Origin of the sequence: Aureimonas glaciei (genome assembly GCF_014643375.1) — a bacterium.
Taxonomy (GTDB): Bacteria; Pseudomonadota; Alphaproteobacteria; order Rhizobiales; family Rhizobiaceae; genus Plantimonas; species Plantimonas glaciei.
In genome coordinates, this window is the sequence record NZ_BMJJ01000002.1 from 503,128 (window position 1) to 521,104 (window position 17,977).

Annotated in this window: 17 protein-coding genes; 8 read left to right on the forward strand and 9 right to left on the reverse strand. The window is 67.4% G+C overall.

Annotation, left to right across the window (positions count from 1 at the left end):
• Window positions 1-83 precede the first annotated feature (83 nt).
• Together IEX88_RS06410 and IEX88_RS06415 are read left to right on the forward strand one after the other, a co-directional pair.
• Window positions 84-635, forward strand: coding sequence for a sugar transferase (locus IEX88_RS06410; RefSeq protein WP_188849733.1), 552 nt, complete (start codon window positions 84-86; stop codon window positions 633-635).
• A gap of 126 nt (window positions 636-761) precedes the next feature.
• Complete coding sequence (locus IEX88_RS06415) at window positions 762-2,084, forward strand: NAD(P)H-dependent oxidoreductase (protein WP_188849734.1); 1,323 nt, start codon at window positions 762-764, stop codon at window positions 2,082-2,084.
• 36 nt (window positions 2,085-2,120) lie between these two features.
• On the opposite strand, the gene IEX88_RS06420 is transcribed toward IEX88_RS06415, so the two are convergent.
• From IEX88_RS06420 to IEX88_RS06430, 3 genes are read right to left on the reverse strand one after another with little or no spacing between them, the layout of a single operon-like run.
• The gene (locus IEX88_RS06420) at window positions 2,121-2,528 is read right to left on the reverse strand and encodes a response regulator (protein WP_188849735.1); all 408 of its coding nucleotides are present in this window, start codon (window positions 2,526-2,528) and stop codon (window positions 2,121-2,123) included.
• Entirely contained in the window at window positions 2,521-4,842 is a 2,322-nt protein-coding gene (locus IEX88_RS06425; RefSeq protein WP_188849736.1) for a sensor histidine kinase, read from the reverse strand. The genes IEX88_RS06420 and IEX88_RS06425 overlap by 8 nt, the downstream gene beginning before the upstream one ends.
• A gap of 3 nt (window positions 4,843-4,845) precedes the next feature.
• Window positions 4,846-5,277, reverse strand: coding sequence for a MarR family winged helix-turn-helix transcriptional regulator (locus tag IEX88_RS06430; RefSeq protein ID WP_188849737.1), 432 nt, complete (start codon window positions 5,275-5,277; stop codon window positions 4,846-4,848).
• Window positions 5,278-5,764: 487 nt separating this feature from the next.
• On the opposite strand from IEX88_RS06430, the gene IEX88_RS06435 reads away from it, so the two are divergent.
• The 6 genes from IEX88_RS06435 to IEX88_RS06460 all read left to right on the forward strand — a co-directional run bounded on the left by IEX88_RS06435 (window position 5,765) and on the right by IEX88_RS06460 (window position 12,389).
• Window positions 5,765-6,877 (forward strand): ABC transporter substrate-binding protein, encoded by a 1,113-nt coding sequence (locus tag IEX88_RS06435; protein ID WP_188849738.1) that lies wholly within the window; start codon window positions 5,765-5,767, stop codon window positions 6,875-6,877.
• Window positions 6,878-6,960: 83 nt separating this feature from the next.
• On the forward strand, window positions 6,961-7,878 hold the full coding sequence (locus IEX88_RS06440; RefSeq protein ID WP_188849739.1) for an ABC transporter permease: 918 nt from the start codon (window positions 6,961-6,963) through the stop codon (window positions 7,876-7,878).
• Window positions 7,866-8,702, forward strand: coding sequence for an ABC transporter permease (locus IEX88_RS06445; protein ID WP_373289553.1), 837 nt, complete (start codon window positions 7,866-7,868; stop codon window positions 8,700-8,702). Before IEX88_RS06440 ends, IEX88_RS06445 begins: the two co-directional genes overlap by 13 nt.
• Window positions 8,699-9,769, forward strand: coding sequence for an ABC transporter ATP-binding protein (locus IEX88_RS06450; RefSeq protein WP_188849741.1), 1,071 nt, complete (start codon window positions 8,699-8,701; stop codon window positions 9,767-9,769). The genes IEX88_RS06445 and IEX88_RS06450 overlap by 4 nt, the downstream gene beginning before the upstream one ends.
• A 256-nt stretch (window positions 9,770-10,025) precedes the next feature.
• Entirely contained in the window at window positions 10,026-10,394 is a 369-nt protein-coding gene (locus IEX88_RS06455; protein WP_188849742.1) for a DUF6481 family protein, read from the forward strand.
• A gap of 216 nt (window positions 10,395-10,610) precedes the next feature.
• On the forward strand, window positions 10,611-12,389 hold the full coding sequence (locus IEX88_RS06460; protein ID WP_188849743.1) for a DEAD/DEAH box helicase: 1,779 nt from the start codon (window positions 10,611-10,613) through the stop codon (window positions 12,387-12,389).
• Between the two features lie 124 nt (window positions 12,390-12,513).
• Here IEX88_RS06460 and IEX88_RS06465 read toward each other — a convergent pair whose 3' ends face one another.
• The 6 genes from IEX88_RS06465 to IEX88_RS06490 all read right to left on the reverse strand — a co-directional run bounded on the left by IEX88_RS06465 (window position 12,514) and on the right by IEX88_RS06490 (window position 17,965).
• The gene (locus tag IEX88_RS06465; protein WP_188849744.1) at window positions 12,514-12,744 is read right to left on the reverse strand and encodes a hypothetical protein; all 231 of its coding nucleotides are present in this window, start codon (window positions 12,742-12,744) and stop codon (window positions 12,514-12,516) included.
• A gap of 9 nt (window positions 12,745-12,753) precedes the next feature.
• Window positions 12,754-14,352 (reverse strand): peptide chain release factor 3, encoded by a 1,599-nt coding sequence (locus tag IEX88_RS06470; RefSeq protein ID WP_188849839.1) that lies wholly within the window; start codon window positions 14,350-14,352, stop codon window positions 12,754-12,756.
• Window positions 14,353-14,594: 242 nt separating this feature from the next.
• A complete protein-coding gene (locus IEX88_RS06475) occupies window positions 14,595-15,521 on the reverse strand; it encodes a phosphatidate cytidylyltransferase (protein ID WP_188849840.1) in 927 nt (308 codons plus the stop codon).
• 111 nt (window positions 15,522-15,632) lie between these two features.
• On the reverse strand, window positions 15,633-16,241 hold the full coding sequence (locus tag IEX88_RS06480; RefSeq protein ID WP_373289556.1) for a lysophospholipid acyltransferase family protein: 609 nt from the start codon (window positions 16,239-16,241) through the stop codon (window positions 15,633-15,635).
• Window positions 16,242-16,266: 25 nt separating this feature from the next.
• Window positions 16,267-16,920: a CDP-alcohol phosphatidyltransferase family protein gene (locus IEX88_RS06485; protein ID WP_188849745.1), complete on the reverse strand. Its 654-nt coding sequence runs from the start codon at window positions 16,918-16,920 to the stop codon at window positions 16,267-16,269.
• 421 nt (window positions 16,921-17,341) lie between these two features.
• Complete coding sequence (locus IEX88_RS06490) at window positions 17,342-17,965, reverse strand: pyridoxamine 5'-phosphate oxidase family protein (RefSeq protein ID WP_188849746.1); 624 nt, start codon at window positions 17,963-17,965, stop codon at window positions 17,342-17,344.
• Window positions 17,966-17,977: the final 12 nt, after the last annotated feature.

The window sequence follows — 17,977 nt, forward strand, 5'->3', positions numbered from 1 at the left end:
CGAGGCGTCCTCGCCGGAAAAGGCGGATGGTCACCCTCGGTCTGCAACGCCAAGGCGACCTTCGGCCTGCAACGGAAAATGTCATGAAGCGCCTGTTCGACCTTTCCGCCAGCCTCGCCGCCCTCGTTCTTTTCGGCTGGGCGATCGTCGTCCTGGCCGTCCTGGTGCGACGGGATTCGCCGGGGCCGGGGATCTTCGCGCAGAACCGCGTCGGGCGGGGCGGCAAGGTCTTCCGCTGCTACAAGCTGCGCACCATGCGCCTCGGCACCGTCGAAGCCGCCTCGCACGAGACCCCGGTGGCCGCGGTGACGCCGCTCGGGCTGAAGCTGCGTCGCCTGAAGCTCGATGAACTGCCGCAGTTGATCAACGTCTTGAGGGGCGAGATGAGTTTCGTCGGCCCGCGGCCCTGCCTGCCGGTGCAGACCGTGCTGATCGCCGAACGGGCGCGAAAGGGTGTCGACGCGGTGCGTCCGGGAATCACGGGCCTTGCCCAGGTCCAGGGGGTCGACATGTCCGACCCTGTCCGGCTCGCGGCGATCGACGCCGACTACGTTCGGCGGCAGAGTTTTTTCGGCGATCTCGCGCTGATCGTCCGCACCGTGTTCGGCGGCGGCCAGGGCGATCGCGTCCGCTGATGATGCCGTGCCACATTGCGTCGGGCGCGGCCGCGTGATGAAAGAGACGGCAGCAAACGCCCTCTCAGAGGCCGCCGCCGCCTGTTCGCCAGGCGGCGGGTGAGACCTCCGCCGCGAAAGTCCGTGATGACTGCCATCGACCGCATCGGCTTTGCCGCCGAACTCGACGCCTACGCCAGGGACAACCGGCCCATCACCATCGGCCTCGCCGGTGCCGGCCAGATGGGCACCGACATCGTCGTGCAGGTCGCCCTGATGGCCGGCATCCGCATCGGCGCCATCGCCACGCGCCGCCCGGCCCGGCCGCTCGCGGCGATCGCGCTCGCCGGCCACGAAGACGGCCACGGACGACCGGCCGGCACGCCCGAGGCGATCGACCGCGTCATCGACGCCGGCGGCATCGCGCTCACCGACGATCTCGCCGCGCTCTGCGCCGCCGGGCGGATCGACGTCGTGATCGACGCCACCGGCAGTCCGGACCTCGGCACCTTCTTGGCGCTGGAGGCGATCCGCAACGGCAAGCACATCGTGATGCTGAACGTCGAGGCCGACATCACCGTCGGCCGGCATCTGGCCGCCGAGGCCAAACGCGCCGGCGTCGTCTATACCGGCTCGGCCGGCGACGAGCCGGCGGCGACATTGGAGCTCATCGGCTTTGCCCAGAGTCTCGGCATGGACATCGTCGCCGCCGGCAAGGGCAAGAACAACCCGCTGCGCTTCGACGCCGTGCCCTCCGAATACGAGGAAGAGGCGCTCGCCCGTGATATGAACGCCCGCATGCTGGTCGAATTCATCGACGGCTCGAAGACCATGGTCGAGATGACCGCGATCGCCAACTGCACCGGCCTCGTCCCCGACGTCGCCGGCATGCACGGTCCGTCCGCCACCGTCGACAATCTCGCCCAGGTCCTGTGCACCGTAGAGGATGGCGGCATCCTGTCGGCGCCCGGCCGAGTCGACTACACCATCGGCAAGGGCGTCGCGCCCGGCGTCTTCTGCATCGCCCGGCCGCGCCACGACAGGGCGGTCGAGCGCATGGCCGACCTGAAAGTCGGGCCCGGCCCGTGCTTCGCCCTGGTGCGGCCCTTCCACCTGACCAGCCTCGAGACGCCGCTGTCGGCGGCGCGCGCGGTGATGTTCAAGCGCGCCGACATGGTGCCGCTCGACCGCCCGGTGGCCGAATGCGGCGCCGTCGCCAAGCGCGACCTGCAGCCGGGAGAGGTGCTCGGGCGCATCGGCGAGACCGACTATCGCGGCTTCGCCATGACCTGGACGGAGGGCCGCGCCAGCCGCGCGCTGCCGCTGGGCCTGGCGGAAAAGGCGACGGTGTCGAAGCCCATCAAGACCGGCGAGCGGCTGACGCACGACAACTGCACTGCCGACGACGGCCTGCTCGTCACCCGCATTCGGCGCGATTTGGACGCGGCCGACGCGCGCTTCCTCGGCTGACGCCGCCGCGGCGGCGCCGCTCGCCCGAGGCCGGTCTCAGCCCGGATGCGGCTGCGACACGGCGGCGATCAACTCGTCCTCGTCGAAGGGCTTCAGGAAGACCTTTTCCGCGCCCCAGATTTCCGCCAGCGACGTCATCGCCTCGATCGTCAGGCGCGGGCCACCGCCGGTGACCCCGAAGATGCGCATGGCCGGCTTGCGCCCGCGGATCTCCTTCAAGAGCTTCAGCCCGTCCATCTCGGGCATCCACATGTCGGTCACGAGGACGTCGAAATCGGCCTCGGCCAGGCGCGCCAGCGCCTCCTGACCGTTGGCGGCGGCCGTCACGTCGAAGCCGGCGCCGGTCAGCGCCATGGCCAGAGATTCGCGCACCGTCATGACGTCGTCGACGACCAGCGCCCGGCGCTCAGCCTTGTCCCTATCCCCAGCCTTTTCCCTATCCATTGTCGTCCTTTCGCTGCGGGAAGAAGATCGTGACCGCCGTTCCGCTACCGGGCGACGACTCGATGCTGATGACGCCATCATAGTCGCGTACGATCCGTTGCACGATGTAGAGGCCGACGCCGGTGCCTTCACCATCGACCTTGGTGGAGAAGAAGGGCTGCATGGCCTTGAGGCGCACGGCTTCCTCCATGCCGGAACCATTGTCGGCGACGACGAGCCGGGCACCGCCCTCGGCGACCGAGAGGGTCACGACCACCGTCCCGGCTCCCTGCACCGCATGCACCGCGTTCGACAGGAGATTGCCGATGATCTGCAGGATGTCGCCGATCTTGACGGTGACGCTCTCGCAGTTCTCGACGAGGCAGTCGATCCGCATGCTGGAGGGCAGCGCCGGCCTGATCGCCTCGACGCTGTGCTCGACGGCCAGGCTGATCGGGCGGTGGGTGTCCTTCCAGCGCTCGCCGCGGGTCGACTGCAGGAGCTCCGACACCACGGTGGCGGCCTGCTTGCTGGAAATGTCGATGAGTTCCATCATCCGGCTGCTCTGCGGGTCGATGGTGTCGCGCAGATGCAGCCTGAGGCGCTTGGTGAGATTGATGATCGGGTGAATCAGATTGTTGATCTCGTGCGCGACGCTGCCGGCGAGCTGGCCGAGGGTGAACATCTGCTGCTCGAGCTGGCGCCGGTTCTCGCGCTCGACCTCCTCGGTCACGTCGCGGATCACGCCGCGATAGACCGACCGCCCGACGCCGCGGAAGAGCACGCCCGGGCCGGGCGGCGGAATCGGGCGCCCGCTGATGCTGATCCACAGGTCTGTGCCGCCGTCCTCGATCCGCAGGCGGCGGTTGTCGAAGGGAAGGTTCGCCTCGATCGTGTCCTTCAGCGGCTTGACCAGCTCGCTCGAGGTCGCCGCCGCGAGCCGGTCGAACAGCGGCTCGTCGAGCCCGAAATGGGTCTGCCCGACCTGGCGGCCGGTCACGAAGACGACCATGCCATTGCGGTCGATCTCCCAGAACAGGTCGGTGCCGATCTCCGCGAAGGCGCGGAACCGCTCGGAATTGTGGATGATCTCGCGCTTCAGGCGCGTTTCGCGTTTGCGGATGTCGAAGGAGGCGATGCCGGTGAACAGCAGGAGAGAGACGACCATGGCGCCCAGAAGCGTCGTCTCCATCGTCGGATGCACGCCGATCTGGGGCACGATATCGGCCAGGAGGCGAAGGCTGGCCACCACCATGGTCGGCGACCATGCGGCCATGAAGATCAGCGACCGGGTCGGCTCTCTTTGGCCGGCGAAGAGGGTGGCCAGAAGCCCGAAGGCGATGGTGAAAAGGCCGAGATAGGGCGCCAGCCGCCGCATGATGCCGAGGTCGAGCCCGATGTCCGCAAGGGCGATCACCGCGCAGGCTGCCTGGAACGCCGTTATCCAGCGCGCCACGCGCCAGACACGCGGGGCGACGCGCCGGAGGCCGAGGAAGTTCGTCATGAACCCGCTGAAGCTGCAGAAGAGCAGGAGGATAGCGACCAGGGCCGTCCCGCGCGATCCCAGCGCGAGGCGGGGAAGCACGAGGTTCTCGAGAAGCGCGTTCGACGAGACGAGGTAGAGCAGGCTGCTGGCCGTGCAGGCGGCGAGCCAGAGATTGGTGCTGTTGCGCAGGGAAGCGCCGAGGACGAAGATGTAGATCAGCATCGCGGCCATGACGCCGATCAGCGCCGACAGCCTCGTCGTATCGCCGTCATAGTGGCCAAAGAAGCTCTCGAAGTCGGAGAACCAGACCTGGCTCTGCGACGAGGCGACGACATCCATGGAAAGAAAGGCGCGGGCCTCGGCGACATCGTCCGGGCTGAGGATGAAGGTCGGATACCGGAACGCTTCGCCGCTCATCTTCTGGCCGTCGCTCCGGCCCCAGGAAAGGCGCTTCGTGCCCCTCGGCGATTGCAGATAGAGATCGGCTTGCTCGATCCGGGGCTCCCGGATGGAAAGGACGTAAGGCGCCGTCCAGTTCGCGCTCCTCAGCGAGCCGCTATCGGGGAGGGCGGGCGCCAGCCAGAGGCGCGGGCGTTGCGAACCGTCCGCCGGCGCGGCCTGCGTCATGGCGGAAGAGGGGTCGCTCTGGCGCCGGACGATGTCGTCGACCGTCAGTTGGCCGGTGGGGTCGACGAAGCCCGTCTGCGCATCGCCGAGATAGATCGCCACCCGCGTCGGACTCGGCTGGGACGCCACCAGGGTGATGAGGATCACCAGGGCCCAGAAGCCCGCGAACCACCCCCAGAAGGCGGAGGCCGCCCGAGCGGCGCCTCGGCTGTCGATCGACAAGCCTTACCCCTCGATGTCTGGCATGGTGGATCGGATGGCGATTTCGAGACCGTTGGCCAGCGATTCCCGCTCGCCCGGCTCGAGCACTTCCAGCGCTTTGGCAATGCCTTGCAAGGGGTCGTCGGACAGGATTTTGCGCCCGAGATCGGTGAGGTTCAGCTGCTCGGCTCGCCCCCGGCCGATCGTGCCGGCCTTCACCAGCAGGCCCTTGGTGATCAGCGTGCGGACCGTCCGGGCGACCGCGCCGGAGGCCAGTCCCTGGAAGCGGGCGAGGTCGATCGCGGTGCGCAGTTGCGGCGGCGCACCCTCGAGATAGCGCAGGGCCGACCACTGCGCCGGAAAGAGGTCGGCGGCATAGCCCTGGCTGTGAATGCGCCGGGCAACCTGTTCCAGCAAACTGGCCAAGGCGGCCGTGGAAATGGCCTCGTTTGTCAATATGCCTCCTGGTGACAAGTGATCACAACTACATGAGCCGTCAGAGCAATAGGAAAGCGGCCTGAACAAGGCAACCCTAAGCCTGCCTTCTTGCGCAAGAGCGGGCAGAAGTCGCTGCATAGGCTGAACCACCTGCAAGGCCTGGAGTCCGCCCGGGCGGGGACGAGCGGTGCCGGTGGCGATATCTGGGCACAGGATGAACAGAGGCTCAAATAGATCGGTCAAATCTGTCGCGTTTCCGCCGGGCGGGGAACCCTCTGCCGCCAAGCCTTGAGGAAATCGAGCCAAGTCGGGCGCAAGGGTGCTTTGCAGCCGTCGGGGGTGCCGCCGACCGGCCGGGTACAGCGGGCCGGAGGCCTTGGGACAGAGGCGCTGCAGGCGACATCGGACTGTCATGGGGCGGTGCTATCGGAGCGCCAACCGGCAGTGTGCCGGGATCTTTTGCCCCCGGCCTTCCGGTCCGGGCGAAACTCGGGGAGAGACGTCCATGAATGTTCATCTGACGCGGGCCGTATCGGCACTGACCATCGTCGCCCTGTCCGCGGGCCTGGCGCAGGCCCAGACGGCGACCGCCGCCTCCCTGGACGAGCTGGTCACTGCCGCCAAGGCCGAAGGCCAGCTGACGACCATCGCGCTGCCGCACGACTGGTGCGGCTATGGCGAGGTGATCGCCGCCTTCAAGGCGAAGTACCCCTTCCTGACAGTCAACGAACTGAACCCCAATGCCGGCTCGGGCGACGAGATCGAGGCGATCAAGGCCAACAAGGGCAATACCGGCCCGCAGGCCCCCGACGTCATCGATGTCGGCCTCTCCTTCGGCCCGGCCGCCAAGGCCGAGGGTCTCCTGATGCCCTACAAGGTGTCGACCTGGGACTCGATCCCCGACACGGCCAAGGACGCCGAGGGCCACTGGTACGGCGACTATTACGGCGTTCTGGCCCTCGCCGTGAACACCGACATCGTCAAGGAAGTGCCAAAGAGCTTCGCTGATCTCAAGGATCCGAAATATGCCAACTCGGTCGCCATTCCCGGTGACCCGCGCACCGGCAATTCGACGATGATGACGGTCTACGGCGCCGGCATCGCCACCGGCGCCAAGGGCGGCGCCGATGCCGCCAAGGCCGGCACCGCCTTCTTCAAGGAGCTGAAGGAGAACGGCAACTTCGTCCCGGTCAACGGCTCGGCGCAGAACATGGCGCAGGGCACCACGCCGGTGCTCTTCGACTGGGACTACAATGTCCTCGCCATGCGCGACAAGCTGGCCGGCAACCCGCCGATGGAAGTCGTCGTGCCGTCCGACGCGGTCATCGCCGGCGTCTACGTCCAGGCGATCTCGGCCTACGCGCCGCACCCGAACGCCGCCAAGCTCTGGATGGAATATCTTTATTCGGACGAGGGTCAGCTCGGCTGGCTGAAGGGCTACTGCCACCCGATCCGCTTCAACGATCTGGCCGCCAACGACAAGATCCCTGCCGATCTCCTGGCCAAGATGCCAGCGCCCGAGAGCTACGCCAAGGCGATCTTCCCGACCCTCGACGAACAGTCGGCGGCCAAGGCGGTCGTGGCCGAGGATTGGGCCAAGGAAATGGGCGCCCAGTAAGCGCCATCGCCTCTTGGATATGAACGATGCCGGCCTCGCGCCGGCATCGGTACAATGTGGCTGAAGGAGCGGATCGGCATCTCATGACGACAGCGGAAACAGTGCCCCAGTCGCCAACGCGTTCGCTGTTCCCCAGCCTCATTCCCGGCTTTGCCGGTGGCTTGAGGGGAAGCTGGCTCGGGCTGGTGCCGTTTTTCGGCTTCTGCCTCCTGTTTCTGGTCCTGCCCATCGTCTACCTCGTCACCGGCGCCTTCCAGAATGCCGAGGGCGCCTTCACCTTCGACAATTTCGCAGCCCTCGCGACGCCCAACATCGTCGCGGCCTATTCACTGTCGATCCGGCTCAGCCTCGTCTCGGCCCTGCTCGGCACGGTCGCCGGCGTGCTTCTGGGCTATGCGGTCATTCTCGGCGGCCTGCCGCGCTGGGTCCGTCCGATCTTCATGACCTTTTCGGGCGTCGCCTCGAACTTCGCCGGCATCCCGCTCGCCTTCGCCTTCATCGCCACGCTCGGCCGGATCGGCCTCGTCACCGTCGTCTTGCGCGATGTCTTCGGCTTCAATCTCTACGGCGCCGGCTTCAACCTGTTCTCGTTCTGGGGCGTGGCCCTGACCTATCTCTATTTCCAGATGCCGCTGATGCTGCTCATCGTTGCGCCGGCGCTGGACGGGCTGAAGGCCGAGTGGCGAGAGGCGGCCGAAATCCTCGGCGCCAGCCGCCGGCAATACTGGCAGATGGTGGCGCTGCCGGTCCTCTTCCCCTCGATCCTCGGCTGCTTCCTCCTGCTCTTCGCCAATGCCTTCGGCACGCTGGCGACGGTCTATGCCCTCACCGGTTCCCGCTTCGCCGTCGTGCCGATCGTCCTCTTCCAGCAGATCCAGGGCAATGTTCTCTACAACCCCAATCTCGGCTACGCCCTGGCCGTCGGCATGGTGGTGATCATGGCCGTTTCGAACACGCTCTATCTCGTCCTGCGCACGCGCGCCGAGAGGTGGCAGAAGTGAAGAAATCTTTCCCGATCGTCTCGACGCTCATCGTCGCGCTGACGGCGTCCTATTTCCTCATCCCGCTCTACGCGACCTTCCAGTTCTCACTGCAGATGCTGCGCGGGCAATGGAGCCTTGAATCCTATCGCTCGGTCTTCAGCAGCGACATCTTCCTCGCCACCGTGCGCTTTTCCACCCTGGCGTCGCTGACGGCGATCGTCGTCGGCGCGCTGATCGTCGTGCCTACGGCCTACTGGGTCCGCCTGAAGCTGCCGAAGCTGCGGCCGATCGTCGAGTTCATCAGCCTGATGCCGCTGATCATCCCACCGGTCGTCCTGGTCTTCGGCTATATCCGCCTCTACGGGTCGAATTCGTTTCTGCCGCTCACCATGAGCAATGGCGGCACCAATCTGCTTCTTGTCGCCGGCTATGTCGTGCTGTCGCTGCCCTACATGTATCGCTCGGTCGACAACGGCATGGCGGCGATCGACATCAAGACGCTGACGGAGGCGGCCGAAAGCCTCGGGGCCTCGCGGGCGCGCACCGTGGCGGCGGTGATCTTTCCCAATGTCCGCTCGGCCATCCTGTCGGGCGCCTTCCTGACCTTCTCGATCTCGTTCGGCGAATTCGTGCTGGCGAGCCTTCTCAATCGCCCGGCCTTCGGCCCCTATCTCGTGCAGACCGGCCAGGATCGTGCCTACGAGCCGGCGGCGCTGGCCATCATGTCGTTTGCGCTGATCTGGGTCTGCATGGTGATGATGCAGCTGTTCGCCGCCCGCAGGCCGGGGCAGCGCCTTCTTCCCCGTCTGGCCCCGAAGCGCGCAAGGATCGTCACGCCATGAGCTTTCTGAGGATCGACGCCGTCAGCAAGAGCTTTGGCGCCAACACCGTCGTGCAGAAATTCGACCTGTCGATCCGCAAGGGAGAGTTCGTCTCCCTTCTTGGGCCCTCCGGCTGCGGCAAGACGACGGTCCTCAGGATGGTCGCGGGCTTCGAGACGCCGTCCTCGGGCGCGATCGTCATCGACGGTCAGGATGTCACCAACCTGCCGCCGAACCGGCGCCGGATCGGCATGGTTTTCCAGGCCTATGCGCTGTTCCCGAACATGAGCGTCTTCGACAACGTCGCTTTCGGCCTGAAGATCGCCGGCATGGCCAAGGCGGAGATCGGGGCGCGCGTCACCGAGATGCTGAAGCTGATCGGCCTCGGCCACCTCGCCGACCGCTACCCCTACCAGATGTCGGGCGGCCAGCAGCAGCGAGTCGCTCTGGCCCGGGCGCTGGCGCCCAAACCCCAGGTGCTGCTGCTCGACGAGCCGCTGTCGGCGCTCGACGCCAAGATCCGGACCTCGCTGCGCGAGGAAATCCGCCAGATCCAGCAGCAGCTCGGGATCACCACGATCTTCGTGACGCATGACCAGGAGGAGGCGCTGTCGATCTCCGACCGCATCGTCGTCATGAACGGCGGACGCGCCGAGCAGGTCGGCACGCCCTTCGAGATCTACAACCGCCCGGCGACCCGCTTCGTGGCCTCCTTCATCGGCACGCTCAGCCTGCTCGAGGGCGAGGCGATGGGCGACGGCCAGATGGACGTAGCCGGCCAGAAGATCGCCGTCACCGATCTGCGCGGGGCGCCGGGAACGCCCGTGACCCTCGCCCTGCGTCCGGAGGCGCTGTCGCTCGTCCCCAGCGCCGAGCGGGCCAACACCCTCCAGGGCGAGATCGAGGCCGTGCAGTTCCTGGGGTCGGTCGTTCGCATGCGGGTGCGGATGGGGGCCAACGTCCTCCTGCTCGATGCCTTCAACAGCCCGGCCGCGCCGCCGCCCTTGCGCGGGGAGACCGTGAGCCTGCATTTTGCGCCCGGCGACGGGCAAATTCTCGACCAGCCGCTGGCGGTCGCGGCCGAATAGGTGGTTCCCCTGCCGCGAAGGCGGCGGGGCGGTGTGCTCGCGGCGAGCTTCGGCGCGCGTGCTGGTGGCGGGCGAGGGAGGCCCGTGGCGTACCGCCGATTGCCCCAACTGGAGCTTTTCGCCACCGCGCGCTTGACCTTCGGTCGTGAGGAGACTAATCGAAGCCATCAACGAGCCGGCGAGCGATTGCCCCGCATCGCTGGTCCCCGGACGGCATGACCGTCCCACCCTCTTCAACTTTCGGTAAATTTCAGCATTGAGCACGCCCAAGGATAACGACTTCGCCGAGCGCCGCAGCGCTGCCCTGCTCGCCAAGCAGGCCATGCTCGAGAAGTTCAAGACCAAGCCCGACGAGAACGACCCGGCCGTGCAGGCGAAGATCGCCGAGCGCGCCGCGCGTGCCGAGGCCCGCGAGCAGCGTGCCGAGCAGAAGCGCATCGAGCTCGCCCGCAAGAAGGAGGAGGAGGCTGCCCGTCTCGCCGCCATTGAAGCGGAAAAGGCTGCCGAGGAACTCGCCCGCCGTGCCGTCGCCGACGAGCGCGTCAACCGGGTCGTCGCCGACGAGGCCGAGCGCAAGGCCGCACGCGATGCGCGCTATGCCGCGCGCAAGCAGCGCAAGAAATAGGGCGGCGCCCGGTACCGGGCGCGCCACGGACTGACGGAATGGCCGGGATGCGTCGAGCGTGAAGCTCCGCATGCCGGCCGATTTCGTTTCGCGACGGACCCGTCGCCCCGATTGCCCTTCCGCTCCGACGAACGGTCAGGCCCCCTTGGATCGCCCTGCGGTCCCGCCCAGCCGGACCGCCGAAGAGCGTTCCGCTCCTTCGAAGGATTGCCCAAAGTGCCGTTCCGCCCGACCAGCCTGCCCCTCGAACGCGCTCTCGCCGAGCACGACTACACCGAACCGACGCCGGTCCAGGACGCCGTCCTCGAGCCGGAGACCGCCGGCCGCGATCTGCTCGTCTCGGCCCAGACCGGTTCCGGCAAGACCGTCGCCTACGGTCTCGCCATCGCCTCGACGCTGCTCGGCGACGAGGACCGCCTGCCGCCGGCCGACCAGCCGCTGGCGCTCGTCGTCGCGCCGACGCGCGAACTGGCGCTGCAGGTGCACCGCGAGCTCGAATGGCTCTACGCCCACGCCGGGGCGACGATCGTCACCTGCGTCGGCGGCATGGATCCGCGCGCCGAGCAGAAGAAGCTGAACGCCGGTGCCCACATCGTCGTCGGCACCCCCGGCCGCCTGCGCGACCATCTGGAGCGCGGCCGCTTGCGCATCGGCAACCTGAAGGCCGTCATCCTCGACGAGGCCGACGAGATGCTCGACCTCGGCTTCCGCGAGGATCTCGAATTCATCCTTGAGGCGACGCCGAAGGAACGCCGCACGCTTCTGTTCTCCGCGACGCTGCCGAAGGCGATCACCGCGCTCGCCAAGCGCTACCAGCGCGATGCCATGCGCATCGAAGCCTCGCGCGGCGTCACCGGCCATGTCGACATCGAATACCGCGCCGTGCGCATCGCGCCGAACGAGGTCGAGCACGCCGTCGTCAACCTTCTCCGCTCGGCCGAATCGCCCAGCGCCATCGTCTTCTGCAACACCCGCGAAGCCGTGCGTCACCTCCATTCCGGCCTGCTCGAGCGCGGCTTTGCCGCCGTCGCCCTGTCGGGCGAACTCGGCCAGAACGAGCGCAACGCCGCCATGCAGGCCCTGCGCGACGGCCGTGCCCGGGTCTGCATCGCCACCGACGTCGCCTCGCGCGGCATCGACCTGCCCAATCTCGGCCTCGTCATCCACGCCGAACTGCCGAACGACGCCGAGTCCCTGCAGCACCGCAGCGGCCGCACCGGCCGCGCCGGGCGCAAGGGCGTCTCGGTCCTGCTCGTGCCGATCTCGCGCCGCCGCAAGGCCGAGCGCCTGCTCGCCGAAGCCAACATCCACCCGACCTGGGGCGGCGCCCCGACCGCCGACGAGATCCGGAAGCTCGACGAGGAGCGGCTGCTCTCCGATCCGATCCTGACGCAGGAATCGACCGAGGAAGACCAGGCCGTCGCCGCCGCCTTGCTGGCCAAGCACAGCGCCGAGGATCTCGCCGCCGCGCTGGCGCGCATCTACCGCTCGCGGCTGCCGGCGCCGGAGGACGTCTACGATCCCGGCTTCGCCCGCGACACCAAGCCGGCCAAGAACTATGCCGAGACCGGCGAGCGCGGCACGCGCCGCGAGCGCGATGCCGTCGTGCGCGGCGCCGGCGGCGCCACCGTCTGGTTTCACATGGACATCGGCCGGCGCAACAATGCCGATCCGAAATGGCTTCTGCCGCTGATCTGCCGCCGCGGCTCGGTGACGCGCGACGACATCGGCGCCATCCGCATCTTCGACCGCGAGACCAAGTTCGAGATCGCCGAGGCGATGGCCGCGAAGTTCATCGCGAGCGCGCAGGGCATCGACACCGACGACATCACCATCTCGCGCATGGCGGAAGGGGCGGACACGCGGCCCGCACCGCGCACCGACTCCCCGCGGCCGCGTAAGCCCTATGCCGGCAAGTCCGGCTCGACCGAGGGCGCCCCGCGTCCCGCCGGCGACAAGGCCTACGCTAAGCCGCGCCGGCCGAAGAAGCCGTAAGCGGGGCGCGTTGCCGGTCAGTGGCCCCGGCGGCGGGACATCCGTTCGCTGATCAAGATCGCTGCCCAGACGCCGGCAGTGATCGAGATTGGCAGGATGACGAAGGCGTAGAGCTCAATTCCTGTCATTCTGTCAGCCCGTTCAAAATCCGTCTCGCCCCGAAATGTAGGCCGACTGCGGCCGCAAGCCAAGCGATGCTGCCGATGGCAAGCGCCGGCCAGCCGGCGCTGCTGCTTCCAGCCTGATAGTAAGCCGCAGCCACGGGGGCGATGACGCCGATGGCGACGCAAGCTGTCGAAGCCCTGTCGACCGCTTGAGCCGTCAGCTTCGTCTGTTCGTTCCGGACAAGCGACATCCAGCCTCCTTACGCCCGCTCCTTCGTCGTCGAGAACACCACATTCGGATAGTTCTTCTGCGCGTAGGAGAGTTCCCAGGAATTGCGCGCCAGAAACACCGGGCGGTCGCCGCGGTCCTTGGCGAGGTCGCCCTGGTTGGCCTTGACGAAACGGTCGAGCTCGGCCGGATCGTCGGCATCGACCCAGCGGGCGGTGTCGAAGGCCGACATTTCCAGCGCCACCTCGACGCCGTATTCGCTTTGCAGGCGCGAGACCAGCACCTCCAGCTGCAGCGCACCGACGACGCCGACGAGCCAGGCCGAGCCGATCACCGGACGGAACACCTGCACCACGCCCTCTTCGGCGAGGTCGTTCAGCGCCTTGGCGAGCTGCTTGGTCTTCATCGAATCGGGCAGGCGCACGCGCCGGATGAGCTCCGGGGCGAAGCTCGGGATGCCGGTGACGGTGTAGTTCGACGTCTCCGTCAGCGTGTCGCCGACCGACAGCGTGCCGTGGTTCGGGATGCCGACGATGTCGCCGGCCACCGCCTCGTCGGCGATCGCGCGATCGCGCGCGAAGAAGAACATCGGGCTCGTCACCTTCATGTCCTTGCCGGTGCGAACGTTCCTCAGCTTCATGCCGCGTTTGAACACGCCCGAGGTCAGGCGCACGAAGGCGATGCGGTCGCGGTGGTTCGGGTCCATGTTGGCCTGGACCTTCAATACGAAGCCGGTGACCTCGGGCATGGCCGGCGGGATCGGCTTCGGCAAGGCCGGCTGCGGCAGCGGCGAGGGCGCGAAGCGGCAGATCGCCTCCAGAAGGTCGCGCACGCCGACCTCGCGCATCGCCGAGCCGAAGATGACCGGCGTCATGTGGCCCTCGCGGTAGGAGTCGAGGTCGAAGGCCGGCAGCGACATGCGAGCGATCTCCAGCCCCTCGATCGACGGCCCGAAGACCGGATCGGCGCGCAGTTTTTCGTCGTCGATGAAGTCCTGCAGGCCCGGATGCTCGGAGCGCGCCTTGGTGTTGCGCGTCAGCGTCACCGGCCCGTCCTCGTTCAAGGTGACGATACCGCGGAAATCGGTGCCCATGCCCATCGGCCAGGTGACGGGGGCGACGTCGAGCGCCAACGCCGACATGATCTCGTCGAGGATTTCGAGGGGGTCGCGCCCCTCGCGGTCGATCTTGTTGACGAAGGTGATGATCGGGATGTCGCGGAGACGGCAGACCTCGAACAGTTTGCGCGTCTGCGCCTCGATGCCCTTGGCCGCGTCGATGACCATGATGGCGGAATCGACCGCCGTCAGCGTGCGATAGGTGTCCTCCGAGAAGTCGGCATGGCCCGGCGTGTCCAAGAGGTTGAGGACGAGGCCGTCATACTCGAAGGTCATCACCGAGGAGGTGATCGAGATGCCGCGCTTCTGCTCGATATCCATCCAGTCCGAGCGGGTGCGCCGGCGTTCGCCGCGCTCCTTCACCTGGCCGGCGAGGCGGATGGCGCCGCTCTCGAACAGCAGCTTTTCGGTCAGCGTCGTCTTGCCGGCGTCGGGATGCGAGATGATCGCGAAAGTGCGCCGGCGGGTGTGGCCGGAATCGATGTCGAACAGGCCGTCGTCGATCCGGTCCATCTCGCCGGAAGGGGCTGCAGTCTCGGGGCGGGTGTCCATGGTCGTTTCCGTCTGTTCGCTGCCGGGCCGTTGGCGGCTCCCGCGAGGGAGCGCCGCGGCGGGTCAAGGCCGGCCGACGATCGGCAGCCCCCGCGGGCGGCTTCCTTATCGAGAACATGGCGGCGAAGCGCAACAGGCGGCACGGTTTTCCCATGCGCACCCTTGCGCGCAACCGCGCGAGCGGAGCGCGCAATCGCCCGGCCTCAGGGCGTGAAATAGTAGTTCGTCAGGTGGAAGAAGATCGGCGCGGCATAGCTCACCGAATCCATCCGGTCGAGCGCGCCGCCATGCCCCTCGATCATCGTGCCCCAGTCCTTCGCGCCCATCGAGCGCTTGATCGCCGAGAGCACCAGGCCGCCGCAGAAGCCGGCGACGACTATCGCGAACGCCATGCCACCCGCCTGCAGCGGCGAGAAAGGCGTGATCCAGTACAGAGCGGCGCCGATGAGCGTGGCGGAAAGGCCGCCGCCGACAAGCCCCTCCCAGGTTTTCGATGGGCTGACGATGGGCGCGACCTTGGTTTTTCCGAACAGCTTTCCGAAGACGTATTGCAGCACGTCGGAAAGCTGGACGACGGTGATGAGGAAGAACAGCAGCAGGAAATTCTGCCCCTCGAAGCCGGGGATCTGCAGCATGAGCAGCGCCGGGGCATGGCTGATGCAGTAGACCGTGAGCATCAGCGCCCACTGGATCTTGGCCGTCCGCTGCAGGAAATTGTTCGTCTCGCCGCGCAGCACCGAGAGCACCGGCAAGAGGAGGAAGGCGTAGACGGGGATCGCCATCGAGAACAGCGAGATCCAGTCGGCATAGACCAGCCAGTACTGCAGCGGGATGAAGAGGTAGAAGGCGACGGCGACGGCGCGGTGGTCGGCGGGGCGCGTCGGGGTGAGGGTGATGAACTCGCGCAGGCAGTAGAAGGAGGTCAGCGCGAAGAGGATGATCGTCACCGGCTTGCCGAAGGCGAAGGCCAGCGCGAAGATCGCCACCATGCCCCACCAGGCTTTGGTGCGGGCGTTGAGATTGTCGACGGTCGCCCGTCCGCTTTCGCTCGTCACGCGCCGCTTCAGGACGGCACCGGTGATCGAGCCGGCAAGCAGGATCGCGGCGACGCCGCCAAAGAGGATCAGCATGGTCCTATCCACGGGCGGTCCTCCTGTCGTGCGCGGCGCTCATGCAGGCTGATGCGGTCATCGTGTCGGGGGCGCCTATGAGGCCTGCGGCGCGGCTATCGATGGGCGCGCTCATGCGGCCGGTCCCGCCAGCGCCGACACCGCGGCGCGGGCGCGCTCGAGGAAAGCGGCCTTGTCCTCGTCCGCCTCGATCCGGATCGGCGCGCCGAAGCGCACATTGCAACTGATCGGCGCGGGCAGGTAGGCGCCTTTCGGGAAGGCGCGCGAGAGGTTGTCGAGATAGACCGGCACGAGTTCGGCGGCGGGGAAGGCGAGGCCGAGATGGTAGAGCCCGGATTTGAAGGGCCCCGGCAGCGGCTCGTCGCCGCGCGTGCCCTCGGGAAAGATGATCACCGACTGCCCCTCGGCCAGCACCGCGGAAACGGGCGCCAGCGGATCGGCATCGGGGCTGAGGCGCTTTCGGTCGATGAGGACGCAATTGAGAAGGTTCAGCGCGATGTGCCGCCGCAGCGCCGTCTTGCCCCAATAGTCGGCGGCGGCGACGGGGTGCGTCTCGGCGCGCAGGCGCGGCGGCAAAGCGGCCCACAGCACGATGGTATCGAGATGGCTGCCGTGATTGGCGAAGTAGATGCGCTGCGCCAGCGTCGGCGCGCAGCCGGTCCAGCGGGCATGGCCGCCGATGACGAAGCGGGTGAGGGCGGTGACCCCGGCCCTGAGCAGCGAGCGCTGCATCATCGCCGCGTCCTCATGGCCGGGCCTTCATCAGGTCCGCGATGCGGCCGAGGCGCCGGAGCCCGGTGATCGCCGCGCCGAGAACGACGAGGGCCAAAATCGCCTGCAGCGAAAACAGCGTGCCGTTGGCGAGAATCTCCGCCAGCCCGAGGAAGCAGCCGAGCGTCAGCGCCGCCATGCGCTGCGGCTTGGCCATCGGCCCGCGAAAATCCTGGGCGAACCCGTGCGAGGCGCCGACGGCGCGGACATAGGCGGTGAACACGGCGAGGATCGCCGCCGTGAAGCCGAGCCAGGGCAGCCCCGCGGCATAGCCGAAACCGACCAGCAGCACCGAATCCTCCAGCCGGTCCGGCACCTCGTTGTAGAGCGCCCCCGTCGCCGACCCCCGCCCGCCCTCGACCGCCACCAGCCCGTCCATCAGGTTGCAGACGAGCCTCAGCTGGATGCACAGCGCCGCGAGGATGAAGAGCGCCGGCCAGCGCGGGGCGGTGACGAGCGCCGCGGCGCCGATGAGGGCGAAGAGAATGCCGATGACCGAGATCTGGTTGGCGGTCACGGACGTGCCGAGCAGCATCCGCAGCGTCGCCGCCGCCCAGCGCGACTGCCGCGAGGCCAGCGGACGGCGGTCGCCCGCCGGCGCGCCGGCCGTTCCCTCCGTGTCGAACATCGCGTCACCCCCTGCATCCCCGCGACCTTAGGGGCAGCGTGGACGATTTGTCGATATCGGTGACGCGGCGGCATGGTTGTCGCAATACGACCTTGCTCATCCAACTCCGATGACTGGGCCGGGTCGTCAGCCCGTGATGGAGGGTTGGCGGAGGGTTGGCCTTTGGCCAGAGTCCGTGCGTAGCGGCGACATGCCTGCATCGACCGATGCCTGAAACCAATTCCTGCCGGGCCCCATGCGCCCATGCCGTACAACGACCCTTCCTTGAGCCTTGTGATTGACCTTGCCTTTGCTCGACTTCGGCAGACCTGTTGGTCGTCGTGGTCAAGACGCGCTGCAAGGACAGCCGATCGATCCCGTCCGAGAGGTTGCAGCCTCTTAGGGGCGGGCCGATGCTCAGATCTCGTCCCGTCCCATACGGTCAGCCCTTTGCGGCGAGGCGCTGTCGCAAGGCTTCGTTCTCGGCTTCCAGCTCGGCGATGCGCGACCGGACGGGTTGAAGAGCGCCCTCGATCTCTTCCGAGGTGAACCGCGGCACGATATATTGCGGGCAGTTCCAGTCGAAGCTTTCCAGATGCAGCGTGATGATCCGCTCCGTGCGACCGGGCGCGGCATCGCCGAGCACTTTTTGCGTCAGGGCGGAATCCTCGTCGAGCGCATACGCCTTTGCCCGCGCATAGATCTTGAGGCGCGTCCGGTTGGGATAGTCCATCAGGAACAGGCTGGCCTTGGGATTGACCGACAAATTGCCGAGGCTGATGTACTGGCGGTTGCCGCGATAGTCGGCAAAGGCAAGGGTTTCGTCATCGAGCACGCGGAGGAACCCCCGCGCGCCGCCCCGGTGCTGGACATAGGGCCATCCCGTCTCCGAGGTGGACGCGATGTAGAAGCTGTCTCGGGCCTCAATGAAGCGTCTCGTTGCCTCGTCGAACCGATCGAACGCGCGATGCCCCTTGAAATCCTGCCACATCTCGGCCGCGCCGTTCGCTTCCTGCGCGGCGCGAACGGCGGGCGTGACGGCGATATCGAGAAATCCGTAGGCCATGCATGTCTCCTG